The sequence below is a fragment of the bacterium 336/3 genome (assembly GCA_001281695.1).
GTDB lineage: Bacteria > Bacteroidota > Bacteroidia > Cytophagales > Thermonemataceae > Raineya.
Window position 1 is genome coordinate 1253763 of sequence record LJIE01000001.1, and the last position, 21930, is coordinate 1275692.

At 30.3% G+C, this 21930-nt stretch carries 21 protein-coding genes and 2 pseudogenes; 19 read left to right on the forward strand and 4 right to left on the reverse strand.

The features are described 5' to 3' along the window. The 16 genes and pseudogenes from AD998_05865 to AD998_05940 all read left to right on the forward strand — a co-directional run bounded on the left by AD998_05865 (position 1) and on the right by AD998_05940 (position 15426). Positions 1-720, forward strand: coding sequence for a hypothetical protein (locus AD998_05865; GenBank protein ID KOY85743.1), 720 nt, complete (start codon positions 1-3; stop codon positions 718-720). A gap of 2 nt (positions 721-722) precedes the next feature. Continuing rightward, complete coding sequence (locus AD998_05870) at positions 723-2123, forward strand: hypothetical protein (protein KOY85744.1); 1401 nt, start codon at positions 723-725, stop codon at positions 2121-2123. Next, positions 2116-3144 (forward strand): hypothetical protein, encoded by a 1029-nt coding sequence (locus AD998_05875; GenBank protein ID KOY85745.1) that lies wholly within the window; start codon positions 2116-2118, stop codon positions 3142-3144. The genes AD998_05870 and AD998_05875 overlap by 8 nt, the downstream gene beginning before the upstream one ends. Before the next feature lie 7 nt (positions 3145-3151). Beyond that, positions 3152-4102 carry a myo-inositol 2-dehydrogenase gene (locus AD998_05880; GenBank protein ID KOY85746.1) on the forward strand — a complete coding sequence of 317 codons (951 nt, stop codon included), beginning with the start codon at positions 3152-3154 and terminating at the stop codon, positions 4100-4102. Between the two features lie 2 nt (positions 4103-4104). Then, positions 4105-5568, forward strand: coding sequence for a hypothetical protein (locus tag AD998_05885; GenBank protein ID KOY85747.1), 1464 nt, complete (start codon positions 4105-4107; stop codon positions 5566-5568). A 40-nt stretch (positions 5569-5608) separates the two neighbouring features. Further along, positions 5609-6571: a hypothetical protein gene (locus tag AD998_05890; GenBank protein ID KOY85748.1), complete on the forward strand. Its 963-nt coding sequence runs from the start codon at positions 5609-5611 to the stop codon at positions 6569-6571. Positions 6572-6575: 4 nt separating this feature from the next. After that, positions 6576-7649, forward strand: a complete 1074-nt coding sequence (locus tag AD998_05895) for a hypothetical protein (protein ID KOY85749.1) — start codon at positions 6576-6578, stop codon at positions 7647-7649. Positions 7650-7691: 42 nt separating this feature from the next. Continuing rightward, positions 7692-8042: pseudogene (locus tag AD998_05900) on the forward strand (hypothetical protein). Positions 8043-8305: 263 nt separating this feature from the next. Further along, a complete protein-coding gene (locus tag AD998_05905; GenBank protein KOY88076.1) occupies positions 8306-8866 on the forward strand; it encodes a hypothetical protein in 561 nt (186 codons plus the stop codon). A 5-nt stretch (positions 8867-8871) separates the two neighbouring features. Beyond that, on the forward strand, positions 8872-9765 hold the full coding sequence (locus AD998_05910; GenBank protein KOY85750.1) for a hypothetical protein: 894 nt from the start codon (positions 8872-8874) through the stop codon (positions 9763-9765). Further along, positions 9744-10922 (forward strand): hypothetical protein, encoded by a 1179-nt coding sequence (locus AD998_05915; protein ID KOY85751.1) that lies wholly within the window; start codon positions 9744-9746, stop codon positions 10920-10922. Before AD998_05910 ends, AD998_05915 begins: the two co-directional genes overlap by 22 nt. Next, entirely contained in the window at positions 10903-11907 is a 1005-nt protein-coding gene (locus AD998_05920) for a hypothetical protein (protein ID KOY85752.1), read from the forward strand. The genes AD998_05915 and AD998_05920 overlap by 20 nt, the downstream gene beginning before the upstream one ends. Before the next feature lie 2 nt (positions 11908-11909). Beyond that, positions 11910-12653 (forward strand): hypothetical protein, encoded by a 744-nt coding sequence (locus AD998_05925; protein ID KOY85753.1) that lies wholly within the window; start codon positions 11910-11912, stop codon positions 12651-12653. Between the two features lie 2 nt (positions 12654-12655). Next, a pseudogene (locus tag AD998_05930) lies at positions 12656-13291 on the forward strand (hypothetical protein). Between the two features lie 432 nt (positions 13292-13723). Further along, positions 13724-14071 carry a hypothetical protein gene (locus tag AD998_05935; GenBank protein KOY85754.1) on the forward strand — a complete coding sequence of 116 codons (348 nt, stop codon included), beginning with the start codon at positions 13724-13726 and terminating at the stop codon, positions 14069-14071. Positions 14072-14148: 77 nt separating this feature from the next. Beyond that, positions 14149-15426 carry a phosphoribosylamine--glycine ligase gene (locus AD998_05940; GenBank protein KOY85755.1) on the forward strand — a complete coding sequence of 426 codons (1278 nt, stop codon included), beginning with the start codon at positions 14149-14151 and terminating at the stop codon, positions 15424-15426. A 3-nt stretch (positions 15427-15429) separates the two neighbouring features. Here AD998_05940 and AD998_05945 read toward each other — a convergent pair whose 3' ends face one another. The 3 genes from AD998_05945 to AD998_05955 all read right to left on the reverse strand — a co-directional run bounded on the left by AD998_05945 (position 15430) and on the right by AD998_05955 (position 19084). Next, the gene (locus AD998_05945; GenBank protein KOY85756.1) at positions 15430-16515 is read right to left on the reverse strand and encodes a hypothetical protein; all 1086 of its coding nucleotides are present in this window, start codon (positions 16513-16515) and stop codon (positions 15430-15432) included. A gap of 156 nt (positions 16516-16671) precedes the next feature. Continuing rightward, a complete protein-coding gene (gene pgk / locus AD998_05950) occupies positions 16672-17859 on the reverse strand; it encodes a phosphoglycerate kinase (protein KOY85757.1) in 1188 nt (395 codons plus the stop codon). 43 nt (positions 17860-17902) lie between these two features. Then, positions 17903-19084, reverse strand: coding sequence for a glucose-1-phosphate thymidylyltransferase (locus tag AD998_05955; protein KOY85758.1), 1182 nt, complete (start codon positions 19082-19084; stop codon positions 17903-17905). Here AD998_05955 and AD998_05960 point away from each other — a divergent pair. After that, complete coding sequence (locus tag AD998_05960) at positions 19083-19442, forward strand: hypothetical protein (protein ID KOY85759.1); 360 nt, start codon at positions 19083-19085, stop codon at positions 19440-19442. The genes AD998_05955 and AD998_05960 overlap by 2 nt on opposite strands. 49 nt (positions 19443-19491) lie before the next feature. Here the strand turns inward: AD998_05960 and AD998_05965 are convergent, their stop codons facing one another. After that, positions 19492-19980, reverse strand: coding sequence for a hypothetical protein (locus AD998_05965; protein KOY85760.1), 489 nt, complete (start codon positions 19978-19980; stop codon positions 19492-19494). Positions 19981-20098: 118 nt separating this feature from the next. On the opposite strand from AD998_05965, the gene AD998_05970 reads away from it, so the two are divergent. Then, on the forward strand, positions 20099-21211 hold the full coding sequence (locus AD998_05970; GenBank protein ID KOY85761.1) for a hypothetical protein: 1113 nt from the start codon (positions 20099-20101) through the stop codon (positions 21209-21211). After that, positions 21162-21926 (forward strand): hypothetical protein, encoded by a 765-nt coding sequence (locus AD998_05975; GenBank protein KOY85762.1) that lies wholly within the window; start codon positions 21162-21164, stop codon positions 21924-21926. The genes AD998_05970 and AD998_05975 overlap by 50 nt, the downstream gene beginning before the upstream one ends. Positions 21927-21930: the final 4 nt, after the last annotated feature.

Sequence of the window (21930 nt, forward strand, 5' to 3'; positions counted from 1 at the left end):
ATGATAAAAGTTCGTATTTATGGAGATTCTCTTGGATTGCCCCGTATAGGGCATGTAACTAATGCTGAACGTTATGTAACTTTACTTGAGAATTTTTTCAGAAAAAAAGATGCAGAACTCGAACTCCTTGACCGAACCCGTATTAACTCGACAGTAACTTACCTATATAAATGGTATGTTGAAGATAAAGCATATTTTGGAGAGAAAGGGGATATATTAATTATTCATTGTGGCATTTGTGATTGTGCTCCTCGACCTATTCCTCCTGCTGTTCGTAATTATATTTCTCGCTTAAAGGGTAAATTACAGAAGATTTTAATTAAGCTAATAAAAAATAATAGAGCCTTACTTCAAAGAAATAATTTTGTTTGGAGGGTAACAGAACCCAATATTTTTGAAGAAACTTATCAAATATGGTTCAAAGATGCAATCAATCAGTTTAAAAATATTTTTATTATCAATATTGCCCCCACTAATGAGTCAACAGAGAAACATTCACCGGGATTAACAAAAAGTATAAACCAATATAATGATATAATAAGTTCTTTAAAAAATCTTTCACAAGAGAAAAGTAATGTGCATTTTGTTGATATCCATGATATTATCAAAAATAGTCATGATTCAATAGATGATTATGTACTCAAAGAAGATGGGCATCACATTACTCCAAAAACACATTCAATTATTTATAATTCCATTATAGAAAAATTACGAAACTAAATATGACTGAAGCTAAAAACTTACTTTTTGTTGTGAATATTCAAACACAATTCAAGTCTCTTTTTCCTTTGGCTCATTTCTTAAAGAAAAATTCTCAATTCAATCCTGTATTTTTTCTTGATTCCACCTATCACGAGCTTTATGAAGCTAAAAAGATTTGTGATACATTAGAGTTCTCATATATAGAATTTACAACAGAAAAAGCTCAAAAAACAGGCAAAACATACTCATTTAATATTTTTCTGATATTTTTAAAAGGACTTAATTTTCTATTATGCAGGTTATTAAGAAAAAAATATACAGAGTTTTTTGGACATCTACGAAATAATATCATTGAGAAAAAAAACAATAATCTATCAATTCAAAAAATAATTATTGAGCAAGTTATTAAAGGAATTATTCTATCAGAGACTTCTCCAACCTATCAAACACCCAACATCTTAAAAATAGCTAAAGGCTTAAATATCAAAACTTTTCTTATACCTTTTACTGTCGCAAATTACATAGAATTTGCAGAAGCAATTTTTAGAAGGCTTGCAAAGTACGAGATCAAAGGCTTTTATAAGAAACTAATAGCTTTTTTATACCCTAAATGGAAACTTCGTTATAAAGAAAAGAATATTCTATATTTCCATTTAGAGGAAATATTAGCTCTAGAGTGGCTGGGACTTGCCCCTAAAAAACCTTGGGTATATAATGGCTTACAAATTGATAAAATGATTTTTGATAGCCAGTATTTGAAAGATTACTACATTCAAGAAGGCTTAGACTCAAAAAAAATGGAAGTATTAGGTGCTTTATATCAAGATATTTTTCATGAAAAGCTACTTCATAAAGAAAAAATACTTTGTGAACTCTCAGAAAGTTTAAATTTCGAAGATCAAAAACCTTTGATACTTTGTGCTCTACCTCCAGATTTTCATCCAAATCCTAACTATCAAAATTATAACGAAATGATAGAAGATTGGATAAATTTACTTGGAAATCAAGATAAATATCATGTAGTTGTGAGTTTACATCCAAGAAGCAGTTATGAAAATCTGAAATATATCGAAAGAGAAAATATAAAGATTTTTAAAGGAGCTATAGAAGAAATAGTGCCTATTTGTGATATATTTGTGGCAAATGTTTCAGCTACAATTCGAATGGCATTAGCGTGTGAAAAAATAGTCTTGAATTTTGATGTTTTTCAGTGGAACTATACAGATTATATTGGGATAGATGCTGTTATTACAGTTAAAGAGAGACAAAATTTTCACAAAGAGTTAGAAAAAATTATTAATGAGTTAGATTATGTTTTTCAAAAAATAAAAGTTTATAGCCAAAAGAAAAACTACTTTGGACATATAGATGGTAAATCGGGAGAAAGAATACTAAATTTATTTCAACAACAAATTGTATAAAGAAAGCATGAAAGTAATAGTTATAGGAGCTGGTAGAATGGGCATACGCCATGCACAAGGCTTATTACAAGTACCAGCAATTGCAGAACTTGTACTGGTGGACATAAAAGAAGAAGCATTAGCAAATGCTAAAAATACATTAAACTCACAAACTACTAAAATATTATCTTTTATTACTTTAGAGAATTTTATAGGTACGCCTATTCAAGCTGATATTGTGATAGATGCTTCTACAGCTCAAAATAGAATAGAAAGGCTTGAACATATTCTCAAAACTAATTGTAAATATATCCTTATAGAAAAACCTTTGGGGCAAAGTTTAGAAGAGGTAGAAGAAGTTATCCATTTTTCTAAAAATCAAAAGACTCCAATTTTCGTAAACTTAAATATGCGAATGTATGAGATGTTTAGGAAAATACAACAAGATTTACAGCAAATGCCTCAATTAAAAGGGTTTGCGAATATTTCTGTTAATACAGGTACATTAGGTATTGGAGCTAATGGCATTCATTATTTAGATTTATGCATGTTTTTGCTTGATGCAAATAAAACAGAATTGATAGCAGGTGAAATAGAAGAAACAGTTATTCCAAGTGGTAGGGGGGCTGATTTTGGTGATTTTGGAGGATGGGCAACTATTAAGTTTTTTAGAGATGACATTTATAAAGGTCGTTTACAAATTTCTATGAGTTCGGAAAGTACAGTTTTTGGTAGTTGGGAAATTGTAGCCCCGCATGGAAGAATACAATTCAATGAAGTAGAAGGTAAATTGAATTATCAACTACGTAAAGTTGATAGTCAAATGCCTATTAATCGATATTTCGCAGATTACCAACCTCTTGAAACAGAGAACTTTGAATCTCCATTCTTGGGTGATTTGACAAAATTGTGGGTGGAAACCTTAATAAAAGATGGTAAATCTTTATTACCTTTACTGGAAGAAAGCTATGAGACTCATAAACTCATGTTTGAATGGCTTTCTTTAAGCAAAACACATCAAAAACTATTTCCTATTACTTAATATTATCATGGAACATATTCTTTTAGTGGGTACTGGGTATATGGGTATCGAGTATGCTAAAGTTCTTAATGCATTGAACTATAAATATATAGCTGTTGGAAGAGGGGAAGAGAATGCAAAAAAATTTGAAGAAATGATAGGTGTAAAGCCTATTGTTGGTGGCTTACAAAAATATCTATCAGAAAATACCCAAATTCCAAAATGTGCTATTGTTGGAGTTAGTATAGAAACCTTAGCAGAAACCACTCTACAATTAATGGAGGCTGGAGTGAAAAAAATACTTTTAGAAAAACCTGGTTTTGGAGAAGTAGAAGAATTTGCTCAAATCTGGAATGCTGCTCATATCCATCAAACAGAAATATTTTTAGCATACAATCGTAGATTTTATGCTTCTACATTAAAGGCAAAGAAAATCATCGAAGAAGATGGAGGAGTGATGTCTTTCAATTTTGAGTTTACAGAATGGTCACATAGTATACAAAATTTACCCAAACATTCTACTGAGTTACAAAATTGGTTTATGGGAAATTCTACGCATGTGATAGATTTAGCATTTTTCTTAGGTGGAAAGCCATCTCAAATCAATACTTTTGTAAAAGGGAAAGGCAACTTAGCATGGCATACTAAATCAGCTATTTTTGCAGGAGCTGGTGAAACAGAAAAAGGAGCTTTATTTTCTTATCAAGCGAACTGGCAGGCTCCTGGACGTTGGGGATTAGAAATCAATACCATTAAACATCGACTTGTTTTTAGACCTTTAGAAAAACTACAAATACAAAAAATAGGTTCTGTAGCTATTGAGCTTGTTGAAGAAATAGATTATAGTTTAGATGAACAGTTTAAACATGGAGTTTATTTACAAACAAAAAATTTCTTAGAGAATAACTATACAGATTTTTGTTCATTAGGAGAACAAAAAAGTATGTTGGATATTTACAAGCAAATAGGTGGTTATTAAGTATGTATGAAGATTCTGAAAAATTACCAAAAGCCAATTACACTTATTTTAGTAAATTAGATGAAGCTGTAAATCAGGTATTAGATTTTTATGAAAAAGTCTACCCATCTATTTTTATATATAAAAAGGTAAATATCAAATATGCAATAGCTAGAACCATATTTTATGAGTGCTTTAGGCTGGAATTTCATAAATTTTATTTCAAACAATATAAACAAACGGATATACCTCAAGAAACAATATTCAAGTCTGTTGCTACATTTTTAGGAGAAAACGAAATTCATAAAGAAGATATTGATAATACATATTCTGTAAATTTCAGAGAGTTTTTTTTACGCCCTTATAAAAAGATAAAGGATTCTATTAATGTTCTCAAAGAAGAAAAAATTAAAAAAGATATATTAGTTTATACACACGAAAATAGATTTGTATATTTCCTAAATCCCATACTCAAGAATTTTTCAAGCTATTCGTATTTACATTATGGATATTTAGATACAGAACAAGCTGCTCAAGAAACAAATCAACCTCATGTAAACTTAGAGCCGTTTGCTAAACAAGCTTATCCTATTATATTTGAGAAAAAATTATTGAAAAAACTTTTTAATAATTTAATCAATCAAGTTGATTTACTGGATGTTGTATTTCAATACCACAAGCCAAAATGCTTGTTACTTGTTGAAGGGTTTTCTGCAAATGATGAAATAGCAAGCCAAGTGGCAAAAAAATATGGAATAAAAACGGTATGTATTCAACAAGGTTGGGATTTTATAGCATCACCTAGTAGTAAAAATTTGAGTTTTGATAAAATGCTTGTGTGGGGCAATGCTTTGGCACAATACCAGCAACCTTATAGTCCTAAAACTCAATTTAAAAGTGTTGGAAATCATATTTTACAAAATAATCAAAACTGTTTAAAAGAAAATAAAATAGTATTCTTACTCCAAGCAAGAATAGTTGAATCTGCATTTATCAATGAAGAAATTTGGAATAAAATGTGGCAATTTATTTTTTTTACAGCTTCAGAATTTCCTGATTATGCTGTAGTTGTCAGACCACATCCTGTTCATCCAATTTCTAAAGAAGAGGTAAATGCTATCAAAAAATATCCTAATGTTATGGTTTCAACACCACAAGAAAGTTTAAATGAAGTACTTTGTAAATCAAAAATTTCAGTAGCCATAAATTCTGCAACTATTTTAGAAAGTATTGGAAGAGAAACAATACCTATTATATTTAATTTGACATCTGTTCCTCATTATAATCCTGATATTCATACTGAAGAAGCAGGGATAGAAGTTAAAAGTTTAGAAGATGCTCAAATAGAATTGACTAAACTTATCAATAATATTGTTTATCAAGAAAGAATATTTAAAAATATTAAATCTTATAAAACACAAATATTTAAGGCTTTTGGAGAAGAGTCTGTAGCGAATATAGTTAGAGAAATACAAGAATATTTGTAAAATATATTTACTTTTGTATGAATTTAGGAGTAAAAAAATTATGTTAAATACCCCTGTTTTATTTTTAGTTTTTAATCGTTTGGAAACTACCAAACAAGTTTTTGCAAAAATTCAAGAAGCAAAGCCTATACAACTATTTATAGCTGCTGATGGAGCAAGAATAGATAAAATAGGAGAACAAGAGAAAGTGGAAGAAGTAAGAAAGTTTATAATTGATAATATTGATTGGGATTGTGAAGTAAAAACCTTGTTTAGAAAAAATAATTTAGGTTGTGGTAAAGCTGTGAGTGAAGGTATTACTTGGTTTTTTGAGCATGTAGAACAGGGGATTATTTTAGAAGATGACTGTTTACCTGAAAAAAGTTTTTTCTTCTTTTGCCAAGAAATGCTTGAAAAATATAAGATGGAACAACAAATAGCAAGTGTGTGTGGAACAAATCATTTATTTACAAAATATAAAAATAAAAATAGTTATTACTTTTCAAATTTGGGAACTATTTGGGGATGGGCTACTTGGAGAAGAGTTTGGAATAAATATAATTTTAATATTACTGAGATTGACATAAAGTTTTTTGAAGCAAAATTAAAATTAAAAATACCAAATCAAAAGTTAAAAAAATGGATTATAACTATGCTTACAGAAGTACAAAATAAAAATATAGATACATGGGATATACAATGGCTATATACTTTATTGATTAATGATACTTTATCTATAATTTCATGTAAAAATTTAGTTAAAAATATAGGCTATGTAGGAACTCATACCGAAAACACTGTGAAACATCATCCATTTTTTAATATGCAATTCTTTAAATTTGACTTAGATAAAATTGAACATCCAAATCAAATAAAAGTTAATAGTAAAATGGATTCTATAACATTTAAAGCAATAGTAAAATATAGCTTAAAAAAAACATTAACAGTTCAGATAAAAGATGTTTTAAAAAAAATTATACCTAAGTTTATATATCTAAGCATAAAGAAATATAAAAATAAATGAATTTATGGATAAAACTTTACATTTTATATATGCAGTACCAGAGTCAATAAACCCATTTTATTATAGACAAGATAAAATAACAACTAAATATAATATAATGTGGCCATCTTATAGAAAAGGAAAAAATATCAGCTGGCCTAAACCAAATGCTGCACCATTCTCAATTACATTTCATTTAATAAAAGAACTAAGTAAAATATATAAAATAAAGTTATATGATTGGAAAGAAAAAGGTGTTTGTAACATAAAGAAAAATGATATATTACTTTTTCAGCCATTACCTGATTTTGATTTATGGAATAAGAAATCAATTTGGCAAATTAATAAATCAAGTATATCATGGCGAACACTAGAAACATATCCTGAATGTGATAATATAGCAATTTTACCATATAATCATCCCGCTAATGAAAGTTTATGGTTGAAAGAGTTATTTGAAAAATATACAAAAAAAAATATTTTCATTTGTGGAGAATATTGGTTTGATACATGGGATAATTCACCCTATAATAAACTTCTAAATGAGAGGCCATTACAAATAAATATGGGAATAGACCCTAAGAATTATCCATATATAAAAGATAGAATAAACCTTTCAGGAAAGCGAAAGTTTCTTTATATTGGTAATACACAAACATGGAAAAATACTATTCAATTAGAATTAATAGCCAAGGTATATCCAGACTTTCAAGGAGGATATATTTCAAGTGGTATTATAAATGGATGGAAAAAAATAGCAGATTATGCAGACTTAACCCCTGAATATATGCAAAGTATAATAAATGAATATGATTTTTTTTTAAGCCTAAGTTCTGGAGATGCACAAGCAACAACTATATTAGAAAATATTTGTTTTGGAATGTGCATTGCTTGTACACCAGAATCAGGATATAATTATTCATCTATTATTCCTATGCATATATCTGATATTGATTATAATTATCAACAAATTAAAAAAATGCAAGAAATGGATGAAGAAGAATATTTTAGAAGAGCAAAAGATAACTTATATAATATTGAAAATTTTCATAATTGGAAAGATATATGTTCTAAAATAATAGCTTACATAAATAAATAAACAACTATTATGGCAACAAAAAAGAAAAAAACAATAGAAAGAATATATTTAACAAAAGAAGAGTTTATAGAAATAGAAGGAGAAATAAGATTTCATGAACACTTAAGACGATATGCTTCTATACGTAGGTTTTGTTATGGTAAAGTTTTAGACTTTGCTTGTGGATCTGGTTATGGTTCTTTTATATTAGGAGCAAATCCAGAAGTCAATGAAGTTATAGGTGTAGATAGAGATAAAGAAGCTATTAAGTGGGCTAATCAAGAATATGCTCATCCTAAAATTAAATATTTAGCTGAAGATATCAATAATATAAATGATACTTTTGATACTTTAGTTTGCTTAGAAACCATAGAGCATTTTGACAATGACAAAATTCTTCAAAACTTAGTAAAACGATGTAATATAAAAAATATAATTTTTAGCTTCCCTGATAAAAAATCAACACATTTTAACCCATTTCATTTAAGAGATATGATTTTGCAAGACATTGTTGATGCATTTCCATTCCATTTAGTTTACCATTCGTTTAGAAACGGGGATGTTCAGTTTGTATTAATGATGAAATTACCAGAAAATGCTCCATTTCATATTTTTAGAAATTTGCGAGATTTATGAAAAAAATACTTTTTTTAATTTTGAGAAAATTAGCATATAAGTTGCAACATTTATTAGAAATAGATTACTTGGAAAAATTAAAAGATTATTATGTAGGAGATAAAGCTATCATTCATAAATATGCACGTATATATAACATGAGTAATCAAAAAGAATATATTAGTATTGGAAATGAAACTGTAATAGATGGGGAACTATTAGTTTTTAAATATGGAGGGCAGATATCAATAGGAAATAATTGTTATGTAGGTATGGGTACTAGGATTTGGTCTGGTGAAAAAGTTCAAATAGGTAATGATGTATTAATTTCACATAATGTAAATATAATAGATACAAATTCTCATGAGCTGGATTATATAGAAAGAGCTGAGAGTTATCATCAACTGGTTAGAAATGATCATAAACAATATAAAGGAAATATTGTAACAAAAGAAATTATTATAGAGGATAATGTATGGATAAGTTTTAATGTAACTATACTGAAAGGAGTTAGAATAGGACAAGGAGCTATAATCGCAGCAAATACAGTTATAACAAAGAATGTTCCTTCCTTTGTTATGATGGGTGGTAACCCTGCATATATAATAAAAAAACTAGATTAAGTAAAATGAAAATCCTTGTTATTGGAGCAAATGGATTTATAGGAAGTCATTGTACAGCTTACTTTCTTAATAAACAGTATAGAATTTGGGGTGTAACAACAGATTCAAATGAAAAAATAAATCATTTTCTCATAAGCAAACAAAATTCAAATTTTGAATACATATTTAAAAATCAACAATTTGACGTGTGCATTAATGCATCAGGCTCCGCAAATGTAGCATTTTCATTTGAAAGTCCTGAAGTCGATTTCGAATTAAATGTTTCCAATGTTCATAAACTTCTTGTAGCCATTCGAAAATATAATCCTACATGTAAGTTTATTAACTTTTCAAGTGCTGCTGTATATGGTAATCCTTTCAAACTACCTATATCAGAAGATTTTACTACAAAGCCACTTTCTCCTTATGGCTTTCATAAATTGCAAAGCGAATACTTACTCACAGAATATCATAAGTTTTTTGGTTTGCATACTTGTAGTCTTAGGGTTTTTTCAGCTTATGGAGAAGGTTTAAAAAAGCAATTATTTTGGGATTTGTATCAAAAAATACAGCATAATGAAAAAATAGAGCTTTTTGGGACGGGTGAAGAAACAAGAGATTTTATACATATAAAAGACTTAATTAATGTAGTAGATTTATTAATACAAAATGCTTCTTTTGAAGGAGATATTTTTAATATTGCTAGTGGGCAAGAAACTAAAATAGAAGATGCTGTAAAGTTGTTTTTTGAAATATATGCTCCTAATAAAAAATATGTGTTTTCAGGTAAACAAAAAGTTGGAGACCCTAATAATTGGTGTGCTGACATATCTAAAATTCAATCAATGGGTTTTCAGTCAACAATAGATTTGCAGAAAGGTTTAAATCAGTATGCTCAATGGCTCAAAGAATTAAAATAGGATTGATATTTTCTAATAACGAGGCTTGGATAGGAGGCACTTATTACATTCTCAACCTTATTCAGGCTCTTCGCACTTTACCAGAAGAAAAACTACCTCATTTGGTTATATTTTGTGACAAAGAAAGTGATGTAAAGATTATAAAAAACTTACAATATCCCTATACTTCATTTGAAAAACTTTCTTTTCAATACAATATTTTTGAAAAAATAGTTAATAAATTAAGTCGTTTGGTTTTTGATAAAAATATTATTACCAAATGCCATCCAAAACATACTGTTAATATTGTCTTTCCTTTTGACTTTCAAGAATCTCTAGGAAACATTTCTTATAGAATTGCTTGGATTCCTGATTTTCAAGAATACTTTCTAGGTCATTTTTTTTCTAAAGAAGAGTTAGAGAAAAGAAAAAAGCATCATTTAAGAATTATTAAATATAATCTACCCATAATTTTTAGTAGTAAAGTAGCTCAAGCACATTTTAATACAATCTATTCTAAAGCTAAAAATCAGACTTTTATATTAAATTTTGCGGTCTCTCATCCAGAATATATAAACATAAATTCAGGGGCACTTTTAGAGAAATTTGATATAACCAAACCATATTTTATAGCTCCTAATCAGTTTTGGATTCATAAGAATCATCAAGTTATTTTGAATTCTATACTTCATATGAAAGAAAACCAGAAAATATTGCCCTTTCAAATTGTTTTTACTGGTAAAGAATATGATTTTAGGTATCCAGAATATACCCAAAATTTGAAGAAATTTGTGCAAAATAATGGATTAGTAGAGGATGTTTTATTTTTAGGTTTCATTGATAGACTAGAACAGCTTAAATTGATGAAAAATGCTTTAGCTGTTGTTCAGCCCTCTTTGTTTGAAGGTTGGAGTACAGTGGTAGAAGATGCAAAAGCTATGAAACAAATATTGATTTTATCAGATATTGAAGTGCATAGAGAGCAAGCAAGGAATAATAAATATTTATTTTTTCCTCCCCAAAATGCATTGCAACTGTCTAAATGTATTGAAGATTTTTTAAATAATCATGTTACTGTCAACATTAGTGATAATTATCAAAAGAATATTGAAGATTTTGGATTGACATTTATAAATATTTTAAATTCAGTATTAAATAATGAAAATCCTTTATCCTAAACATATTGTTCAAAGAGCTTTACCAAAAAATTTGGAACAAAAAGACTTACAAGCTTTTGAAAAAGAGATTGTTCGTGAAATTGATGAATGTAAGGTATTGGAACTAAAAAATATGTATATTACACCACAAGGAGTTATTTGGGATAATAGTTGGAGAAATGTAAAAGAAGTGGATATTATTGAGGGTTTTGATTGGAGATACAAACTTTCTTGTTTTTTTAAAAGTAAGAAAATCAAACTTCCTAATAATGAGAAGTATTTATTGGCTTTTGACGCTTGGTCTCATGGGTATTTTCACTGGTTTGCTGATACCATGACAAGAATAGGGGCTTTAGCAGACAGACTACATGAATATATATTGTTGCTTCCTAATAAACTAAATTCATTTCAAGAAAAGTCATTGAGTATTTTTAATTTTAAAGCAATCTATCAAATACCATCTGATAGTTATATTTATGTGCAATATCTAATAGTGCCTACCTATACAGCCCTGACGGGGAATTATAATGAGATAATTGTTCAAGAAATTAGAAGTTTATATCAAACAAAATATAACTTTACAAACCAACAACCAGCTCAAGAAAGAATCTATATTAGCAGAGGAAAGGCTAAAAGGAGATATGTATCCAATGAAGATAAATTAAAACCTATCTTGGAAAAATATCACTTCAAGGTGGTATATTTAGAAGATTATAGTTTTGAAGAACAAATAAAACTGATGCAATCAACAAAATACTTAATTTCAATTCATGGAGCAGCTCTTACAAATATGCTTTTTATGTCTGAAAAAAGTAAAGTAATGGAGTTGAGAAAAGAAGGTGATAACTCGAATTTGTGCTATTTTTCATTGGCATCAACACTTAATATTGACTATTACTATCAATTCGGAACTGTAACCAATCAGAAAATAGCAACTTATGATGCAGATATTGCTATAAATGCTCGTTTATTAGAACAAAATATCTGTTTTATGTTAGAACAATAAAAATGCTTATGCTACAAAAAATCAAAAATAACAAGAGAATATTCAATTTGATATGGGCAATTCGAGGACTTTGGGGCATGACTCCTGAAAAGAAAAATGAATTGTTTTTTAGAAAAAAAACAAAAAATATTATTCCTAATTACCTCAATCAATATAAAGAAACTCGGAAACTCAATATTGGAGCTCAAATTCATGTTCAGGAAGGATGGCTTAGTGTTGATATTTGGCCTGCTAAAGAAGGCATTGCTTATATGGATGCTACCAAGCCTTTTTCTTTAGAAAATGAAAGTTTTGACTACATTTTCTCTGAACACATGATAGAACATATTCCTCTTCAAGATGGCTTCTTTATGCTCAAAGAATGTTATAGAATCCTTAAAACAGGAGGGAAAATAAGAGTAGCAACTCCTTGTATGGATTATTTGATAGAAAAAGTAGATAAACAAGATGAAACGACTCAAAAATACTTTCAAAAGCTTGTGAAACCTATTATGGCAACAGATATCAATATTAGTATAGATAGGGCTTATTTTATTAATTATTTAACTTATAATTACAATCATAGATTTATTTATAGTAAGGCTTGTTTAACAGATTTACTGACAGATGCAGGTTTTAAGAATATAAAAGTCTACCAGCCAGAGCAAAGTGATGATGAAAATCTTAAAAATATGGAGATTCATCATCAATATGTTGGAGATGAGATTAATAATTTTGAAACAATTGTTGTAGAAGCTGAAAAATAAGTATGTTACCAAAAATTACCATTATTACTCCCAGTTATAACCAAGGACATTTTTTAGAGCAAACCATAGATTCTGTATTAAGCCAAAATTATCCTCATTTGGAATATATGGTGATAGATGGAGGAAGCGTGGACAATTCTGTTGAGATTATCAAAAAGTATGAAAAATATTTAGCTTATTGGGTCAGTGAAAAAGATAAAGGACAAAGTGATGCCATAAACAAAGGCTTACAAAAAGCAACTGGAGATATTGTAAATTGGTTAAATTCAGATGATTACTATGAAAAAAACACTTTAAATACTATTGGCAAATCTTTTCAAAACCCACAAGTCCATGTAGTGTGTGGGAAAAGCAGAATATTTTATGATGAGGGTAATCAGACCTCTCATTTTTCATCAGGAACAGATATTTACAAAAATAATTTAGCTAAAACGATTGGTTGGGCTCGTATAGACCAACCAGAAACATTTTTTAGAACTTCTGCTATTCAGAAAATGGGATTTGTAAATGATAAATTTCATTATGTAATGGATAAGGAGTGGTGGATTCGTTATTTGCTTTTATTTGGTTTAGAAAATATTTTACAAATAGAAGATATTTTGGTCAATTTCAGGCTTCATGGAGACTCAAAAACCGTTTCTCAACAAAAAGGCTTCCAAATAGAAACCAATAGCTTGTTTTATGAATTGGCTGAGGTAAAAGGACTCCATAAACAAAAAGAATTTATAAAGAATCTTTCCGAAATCAAAGAAAAAATCAATCAAGATTTTTATAAATTAATAGATAAAAGTCTGATAGAAAAGGCTATTCATTACTATTTGCTTTACAAAGCAGATGAGTATTATTATTTTGGCAATAAAAATTCTGCTAAAAAGTGTTTAAAAGAAATAGAAGAAAGTTTATTAGATAATATAGATAAAAAACTATTAAAAGAATTAACTCAAAAAGTGAATATTCCTACCTTTTTGATAAAAATTCTTCGTTTTCTGAAAAGCAAATTGCCACAAAGTACTTGATGTGTTGTTTTTGAAAAATGTTTTTGATAGTTTTGCCTACCAATTGATAAAACCATGTGGATTGAAATTTTTAAATCAAAAATACATCGAGTAAAAGTAACACAAGCCGAATTACATTATGTAGGAAGTATCACAATTGATGAAGCATTGATGGAGGCAGCGAATTTGATAGAAGGAGAGAAAGTACAGATTGTCAATGTAAACAATGGTGAACGACTAGAAACGTACGTGATTCGTGGTGAACGAAACTCAGGTGTAATTTGCTTGAATGGTCCTGCTGCAAGAAAAGTACAAGTAGGCGATGTCATTATCATTATTGCGTACGCTCTGATGGACTTTGAAGAAGGTAAAACATTCAAACCTACGCTTGTTTTTCCAGACGAAAACAACAGATTACCTTAAAATCAAGAAGCAACCAAGTGATTTGGTTGCTTCTTGTGCTATCAATCTAAATGTATCATCTTTTATAATTATTTTTCATGTATCGCATACTTTTATTGGGTTCGGGTGGACGTGAACACACATTGGCTTGGAAAATGGCTCAAAGTTCACTTTGTGAAAAACTTTGGGTAGCGACTGGTAACGCAGGAACAGCACAAGTAGCTGAGAATGTGAATATATCACCCTTAGATTTTCCTACAATAGCTTCATTTTGTATTGAAAATAAAGTCTCTTTGTTGGTGGTGGGTAACGAAGACCCTTTGGTTGCAGGTATTAGAGATTATTTTCAGGAAAATGAACAACTAAAAAATATTGGCTTGATTGGTCCTGATAAACATGGAGCTATGCTTGAGGGAAGTAAGGACTTTGCTAAACTCTTTATGTTTGAAAATAATATCCCAACGGCTGCATATCAGACATTTACATCTGATAATCTGGAACAAGCATTGCGATATGTTTTTAATCAGGCTTTGCCCATTGTTCTGAAAGCAGATGGTTTGGCAGCAGGGAAAGGGGTTGTGATTTGTCAGACTTATAAAGAGGCAGAAATAACCCTTAGAGAGATGCTTGTAGATAAAAAATTTGGAAATGCAAGCTCCAAAGTAGTTGTAGAGCAGTTTTTAGAAGGTATAGAGCTTTCGGTTTTTGTACTAACAGATGGTAAAAATTATAAAATTCTTCCTGAAGCCAAAGATTATAAACGTATTGGTGAAAAAGATACAGGACTAAATACAGGTGGAATGGGAGCTGTTTCGCCAGTGCCATTTGCGGATAGTCAATTCTTGAAAAAAGTAGAAGATAGAATTATCAAACCTACCCTTGAGGGACTCCAAAAAAGAAATATTCATTATGTAGGGTTTATTTTCATAGGTTTGATGAAAGTAGGACAAGAACCTTATGTGATAGAATATAATTGTAGAATGGGAGACCCTGAAACTGAGGTGGTTATTCCAAGAATAGAAAATGATTTGGTTGAACTTTTTGCATCTACTGCAGAAGGTCGTTTGAACGAAATCACGCTCAAAATTAATCTACAAACAGCCACAACCATCATGCTTGTTTCAGGGGGGTATCCTGAAAAATACGAATCAGGGAAAGAAATGAAGAATTTGGCTGAAATCAAAAATGTACTTCCTTTTCATGCAGGCACACGAGAAGAGAACGGCAAAATTTTAACCAATGGAGGTAGAGTAATGGCTCTGACAGCTTTCGGAACAAGTATAGAAGATGCACTCCAAAAATCGAATTTGGCTGCCCAAACCATTGACTTTGAGGAGAAATATTATCGTAAAGATATTGGTTTGGATTTACTCTAAAACTTATCGAATAGCAGCATAACCTTTTAGTAGCCATCCTACCAGTAGGGTGGCTATTGTTTGTACGCCCAAAATTACAAATGATGGAGTTAAATATTCCCAAAAACGAGCATCTTTTGAGTATGTTTTAAAATGAGCAAAAGACCACCAACAACGCCATTCTAAAGCACAGGGAGTACATTTATAACAGTATTTGGTATCATAATCAAAAAATATTTTTAAAGAAAAATATATAGGAATTAATACCAATAGTGTAGCGATGAAAACCCAATTATTACGCTGTTTAGCTTTTTCTACACTTTTAGAAGCTGTTATGAGGTCATCAGGAATGACACTATGCCGTAAAATCCAAATAGCGATAAGTGTTGCCATGCTTCCACTTATCCAAAAAAGATGTTCAAAGTTAATTTTTAAAAGCCATTTGTTTTTGATGGCATAAGGTGTGAGCCACTGGGCATTTGCCCAACTTGCTCCGTAATTGCAGAGTAAAAAAACTACTCCAAAAAATAACAAACGAGCAAACCATTTGGCTTTGAGAGTTGGAGCAATAAACTCTTCATAAACATCTTTCAAAAATCCCCAGCCAATCTGTAAACTCTCTAATACTTTATACCAAACTTTATCTTTCCACGAAAATTTAGGAATATCTGAAAGTGAGTATCGTTTTCTACCCGATTTGCTATGTTCTGATTTAAAAAAAGCATTTTTAGCTCCTGATGTAATCCAAATATATTGAGCATATAAATGGTTATCATAAGAAAAGGCTTGTTCAATGGCTTCATCGAAGGTAGTTTCACCCACACCAGCTTTTTTACATTCTATAATGATAAATGGGTTTTGCTTTAAATCGTCAGCAAAAATTAAAATATCTACTCTCTTATAGCTTGAACCCATTTTTACAGGGTGTTCAAAAACAATTCTTTTGGCTGGATAGCGATATGTATATAATACTTCCAAATATATCTGCATACGTACCTGTTCCTCTGGATTGAAGGGTAAAGATATATCCATAGGAGCATAGTAAACCGTATTTTGTGTTGTATTGATATGTATAATGCCTTCTGCCTGAGCTTTAGAAAGTAGATTCATCTGTAAAAGCTATTTGTACTCAAACAAAATGTTTGTGAAAACCTATAAGGTTTGAGCTTGTTTATCAATTAATTCTGGAAAAAACAAAACCTTATAGGTTTCAAAAGATACATTATCTATGATAATAAAAAATATACCTTGAATGTAAAATAATAATTATGACAAAGCTTTCACTCCAGGCAATTCTTTTCCTTCCATGTATTCGAGTAAAGCACCACCACCTGTTGAAACATAAGAAACTTTATCACCAAAACCAAGCTGATTTACAGCAGCGGCAGAATCTCCACCACCAATGAGTGAAAATCCACCTTTTTCAGTAGCACTTACTACGGCTTTTGCAACGGCTGAAGTTCCTTGAGCAAAATTTGGCATTTCAAAAACGCCCATAGGACCGTTCCAAAGTATAGTTTTAGAACTTTCTATTACTTTTGAAAAACTTTCGGCAGCTTTTTTACCAATATCTAAACCCATCCAACCTGCAGGAATGTGTTTATTATCAGCTTCTTTTCTGTTGGCATCATTGTTAAAGGCATCTGCAATGATAGAATCTTCGGGCAATAGCAAATTTACACCTTTATTTTTAGCTTTTTCGATTAAACTTTTCGCCAAATCTAATTTATCTTCTTCTACAAGTGAGCTACCAATTTCACCACCCATCGCTTTGAAAAATGTATAACTCATCCCCCCTCCAATAATCAGATTATCAACTTTATCTAAAAGTTTTTCAATGATTAAAATTTTATCAGAAATTTTAGCACCACCCATAATGGCTGTGAACGGTTTTTCAGCCTTTTCTAATACTTTTTGAGCATTATCCAATTCGGCTTGCATTACATAACCACATACACGAGTGTCAAAAAATTGAGCCATCACAGCTGTAGAAGCATGGGCTCTATGAGCTGTTCCAAAAGCATCATTTACATATACATCTCCCAAAGAAGAAAGTTTTTTAGCGAAATCTACATCTCCTTTTTCTTCTTCTGCATAAAATCTGAGATTCTCTAAAAGAAGAATCTCACCAGCTTTTAGATTCTTAGCCATGTTTACTGCCTCATCACTAATACAATCAGAAGCAAATAGAATATCTTGTCCTAAAAGTTTTTTAAGAGAGAGAATAACATGTTTTAAAGAATATTTTTCTTCATAGCCACCTTTGGGTCTTCCCAAATGTGACATTAAAATTAGGCTTCCTCCATCGCCTATAATTTTCTTAATACTACGAATATGAGCATTGAGGCGTGTAAAATCTGTAACTTCAAAAGTGTTTTTATCCAAAGGGACATTAAAATCTACTCTCATCAGAGCTTTTTTACCTGCGAAATTGTATTGGTCTAAAGTGAGCATAAAAATTGTGAATGATAAATTATGAGTGATAAATGATATTTTTTTATTTTAGTTTGAATCGTCTTTCAAAAACATTTAAAAGTATTTTTTTGTCTATTTCTGTAAGAGGAATATTTCTACGTTGCATCATGCGTTCGGCTGCTTCAAGAGCTTTGTCAAACTCAAATACCTCAAAATTATTTTGATTACTACCCCACATAAATGAAGGAATAAACTTGGGTGGAAAATCGCCACCAAAAATATTACTACTAATACCGACCACTGTACCTGTATTGAACATGGTATTGATACCTGATTTGGAGTAGTCACCCATTGTAAGTCCACAAAACTGTTTATCTGTGTTAATAAAATCTTCTTGTGTGTAGTTCCAAATTTTTACTTTACTATAATTATTTTTGAGATTAGATGTATTTGTATCAGCACCTAAATTACACCATTCTGCAAGTACAGAATTACCTAAGAAGCCATCATGGGCTTTGTTAGAATATCCAAAAATCACAGAGTTGCTAATTTCTCCACCCACTTTGCTATATGGACCAATGGTTGTATCGCTTCTCATTTTACCTCCAATATTGACAACTGCTCCCTCACAAAGAGCAAAATTTCCTTGTATTACACTCATTTCTTGTATTTGAGCATTTTTTCCAATGTAAATTACTCCTTTTTCTGCATTGAGTACACATGCTTTCAAGTCTGCACCTTCTTCTATAAATATATTTTCGGGTTTATAAACAATTGTATGTGGGTCTGTAATAGGTTGACTTTGTCTATTTTTGGTAATAATTTTAAAATCTTCTTGAATTTGCTCACCATTATAACCAAAAATATCAAAAGAATAAGAAATTTTGGCAAATGGTTCTTCATAAACAAATTGCTCTAGATGTTCTGTTTTTCTATCAGCCCCTATCTTGTAGGCAATTATTTCATTTTTCTGACTAATTAACATTTGCTTTTCTTCAAGAGCCAAAATGGTTTCGCAAAGTTTATAATTGGGACAAATTGAACCGTTGATATAAAACGTTGATTCTTTGTCATCAATGTTAGTTAGATATTTTTCAGATAAATAAGGTTCTGTTTGGAAGCTACATGCTTGTTGCAGGTGCTTTTCCCATTTTTCCTTGATAGTTAGGATGCCCACACGCATCAATGATAGAGGTCGTAAAAAACTAAGAGGTAATAAGTTTTTACGATCTGTTGGATTATCGAATAAGACAAAGTTTGCCATGAATTGTAAATATTTTATACAAAAATTTGAGAAAAATATTTATTTTACTATTTTTAGTACGGAAATTATTTCTTTTAATCTTAAAACCCTCAGAATTATGTCTTATTATCGTGTAATTGATGGAAAAAAATATGATAACGGATTACTTGCAGCTGCTGAAGAAGCCGTAAAAGGTAGAGGTGATGGTAGAATTTCTTTAGATGATGCCAAATTATTGCTTGAACAAGTAAAAGACGGTGACACCTATACTGATATTGAAAAAGATACAATGGAGTATATCCGTAACAATTTCAAATGGACAGAAGAGGCTGATGAGTGGTTCCGTACAGAAATTCGTAAATGGGCGGCTACTAAATAGTATTCAAAAACAAAGACTGAGATAATTTTTTTTACCTCAGTCTTTGTTTTTACATGCCTTTTACAATACCTTGAAGAATTTCTTCAGAGGTAGCATTTCTGACGTCCAATACTTTTCCTTGATAATGTAGATTTCTACCTGCAAAAGGATGATTGAAATCTATCGTTACCATCTCGTCATCAATAGAAATAATTACTCCATCTAAAGGATAACCATCTTCATCCTGTAAAGGTACAATTTCTCCAATTTTCAATAACTCTTCTGGATAATTCTGGTCTCTAAAAGCTTGTAGAGGATAACCAACCATATTGTCTTCATAATATTCACCAAAACCTTCTTCTGGTGTAAGAATAAAATCAAAAGAATCATCTTTAGAAAGTCCTTCTAAATGTTTTTCTAGGGCAGGCAGGGCAAATTCATGTCCATGAATATATGCAAAAGGCTCTGTTGCTGGAGCTTGTCCAACTACCTGATGACCATCGTCTACAGAAGACAATGTATAAGAAATGTATACAACTTTATCTTTTTCTATTTTCATTTTTAATAATTTTTTGCAAAAATAAAGAATTATTCTTAACTTTTTGAGTTAAAACAAGAACTAAATATAAAATATATTATAATTTTTTTAAGAAGATCTCTAAAACTATTTAAACACTATGGGCATGCTTCGTTGGTTTAAAAAAACAAAAAAAGAGGAAGACCCTGCAGAGGTAATAGATACCACCATTATCGAAATGGAAGGAGCAATACGTTCATCAATAGCCTCCTTAAATCAACTTGCAAGGAATTATAAAGATATGCAGGATAAAACTGCTCAGTTGCAATATGAGGCCCACGATTTAGGCAAGGAAGCACTGAAAGCAATCAAGAATAATAGAGAAATGGAAGCCAAGCAACTGCTTGCTAAAAAGGCTGATTGTGAGATGCAATCCAAAGATTATCAACAGATTGCTCATGAAATGGAAAACTCTATTCGCAAATTGGAAAAGCAAGTTTCCAAGATGAAAATGCAATTAGATGAAACCAAGTCTAAAAGAGCTGTACTTATGGCAGAGTATGCAAGTGCCAAAACACAAAAAGAATTAGCTCAAAAATTACAAGACCTCAATATTCATACAGATGTGTTTGAAGAAAATATAATTCAAACACAAATAGAAGCAGGTTTAGAAGATAATGAAGACCCTCTGCTCAAAGAATTTGAAGCTCTCAACTCATCTGATAGCTCTATAGAGCAACTCAAACTCAAAGCAGCAGAAGAAGAAAAAAAACAAAAAGAGATTCAAGAAGCGAACAAACAAAAACAGATAGAACTTTTATTTGGAAAAGATTTTACAAAACCTCAAGAGAAAAAAGGTGAAACACAAGATAAAAATAAACTTTTAGAAGGTTTTTTTGATACAAACACCAATCCAAAACCAAAAGAAAATGTTGATAATTTTTTTACAAGTTCATCAACTAAAAAAACAAATACAGAAGATTTTTTCAAGAGTGATGTGAAGAAAACAGAAAATATTGATGAGTTTTTTGATAAAGAAAATCAACTTTGCATCAATATTGATAGTTTCTTTCAAGAGAATAAATCTAAAAATAATATAGATGACTTTTTTAGTAAACAAGAGCAAGACGAATTGGACGAATTGGAAAAGAAACTGGCATCTATGACAGAAGAGCCTGAGCAGAAACAAGAAAAAAACAAGAAGTTTGATGACTTTTTTAGTGATGAAAAGGATAAAAAGAAAAAACAAATTGATGACTTTTTTAACTCATAGAAATTTTTTTATAAAGTCTTTAGCTAATTACTCATTACAAATATTAGTAGGGTTAGGATTTTTCTTTTTACTACAAAATTGTTCTAAAACCATCGAACCTGATGGTGATAGATTGGGATATAATTATTTCCCTTTAGAAATAGGAAAATTTGTTACTTGGGAAATTGAAGAAAAAAACTATACTATTTTAGATTCTACTACCAATATTTATCAAATAAAAGAGGTAGTGGTAGATACTTTTACAAATCTTTCTGGACAACGCCAATATGTTTTAGAACGCTATAAACGAGCCAATATCAATCAATCTTGGCAAATTGATTCTGTTTGGTCTGCCATACGAACTGGCTCACAAGCCATCAAATACGAAAACAATACTCCATATATTAAACTTATATTTCCTACTACCAATAACCAAACATGGAATGGCAATGCATACAATAATTATGGTGAAAAAACGTATAAATTGGTAGAAAATAAAAGAACTCGAAAGTATGGAGAAATAACTCTCCCCAACACAGTTAAAATACTGATGGGAAACGACTCCAGCCTTGTAACGCAAGTAAAAAGAGAAGAAGTTTATGCTTTGGGCGTTGGTTTGGCTTATATGCAACGAATAAATGTTCGGTTCAAATCTGATGGACCCAATTTGGGAAAGGGCATTATAGAATCGGGAAAAATAGAAAAATTCACAATCATAGAACATGGTAAAGAGTAATATT

Bases quoted from the DNA above. Each gene is read 5' to 3' on its own strand.
- AD998_05865 (KOY85743.1), top strand. From the start codon at position 1: ATGATAAAAGTTCGTATTTATGGAGATTCTCTTGGATTGCCCCGTATA.
- AD998_05870 (KOY85744.1), top strand. From the start codon at position 723: ATGACTGAAGCTAAAAACTTACTTTTTGTTGTGAATATTCAAACACAA.
- AD998_05880 (KOY85746.1), top strand. From the start codon at position 3,152: ATGGAACATATTCTTTTAGTGGGTACTGGGTATATGGGTATCGAGTAT.
- AD998_05885 (KOY85747.1), top strand. From the start codon at position 4,105: ATGTATGAAGATTCTGAAAAATTACCAAAAGCCAATTACACTTATTTT.
- AD998_05890 (KOY85748.1), top strand. From the start codon at position 5,609: ATGTTAAATACCCCTGTTTTATTTTTAGTTTTTAATCGTTTGGAAACT.
- AD998_05895 (KOY85749.1), top strand. From the start codon at position 6,576: ATGGATAAAACTTTACATTTTATATATGCAGTACCAGAGTCAATAAAC.
- AD998_05910 (KOY85750.1), top strand. From the start codon at position 8,872: ATGAAAATCCTTGTTATTGGAGCAAATGGATTTATAGGAAGTCATTGT.
- AD998_05915 (KOY85751.1), top strand. From the start codon at position 9,744: ATGGCTCAAAGAATTAAAATAGGATTGATATTTTCTAATAACGAGGCT.
- AD998_05920 (KOY85752.1), top strand. From the start codon at position 10,903: ATGAAAATCCTTTATCCTAAACATATTGTTCAAAGAGCTTTACCAAAA.
- AD998_05925 (KOY85753.1), top strand. From the start codon at position 11,910: ATGCTTATGCTACAAAAAATCAAAAATAACAAGAGAATATTCAATTTG.
- AD998_05935 (KOY85754.1), top strand. From the start codon at position 13,724: ATGTGGATTGAAATTTTTAAATCAAAAATACATCGAGTAAAAGTAACA.
- AD998_05940 (KOY85755.1), top strand. From the start codon at position 14,149: ATGTATCGCATACTTTTATTGGGTTCGGGTGGACGTGAACACACATTG.
- AD998_05945 (KOY85756.1), bottom strand. From the start codon at position 16,515: ATGAATCTACTTTCTAAAGCTCAGGCAGAAGGCATTATACATATCAAT.
- pgk (KOY85757.1), bottom strand. From the start codon at position 17,859: ATGCTCACTTTAGACCAATACAATTTCGCAGGTAAAAAAGCTCTGATG.
- AD998_05960 (KOY85759.1), top strand. From the start codon at position 19,083: ATGAATTGTAAATATTTTATACAAAAATTTGAGAAAAATATTTATTTT.
- AD998_05955 (KOY85758.1), bottom strand. From the start codon at position 19,084: ATGGCAAACTTTGTCTTATTCGATAATCCAACAGATCGTAAAAACTTA.
- AD998_05965 (KOY85760.1), bottom strand. From the start codon at position 19,980: ATGAAAATAGAAAAAGATAAAGTTGTATACATTTCTTATACATTGTCT.
- AD998_05970 (KOY85761.1), top strand. From the start codon at position 20,099: ATGGGCATGCTTCGTTGGTTTAAAAAAACAAAAAAAGAGGAAGACCCT.
- AD998_05975 (KOY85762.1), top strand. From the start codon at position 21,162: ATGAAAAGGATAAAAAGAAAAAACAAATTGATGACTTTTTTAACTCAT.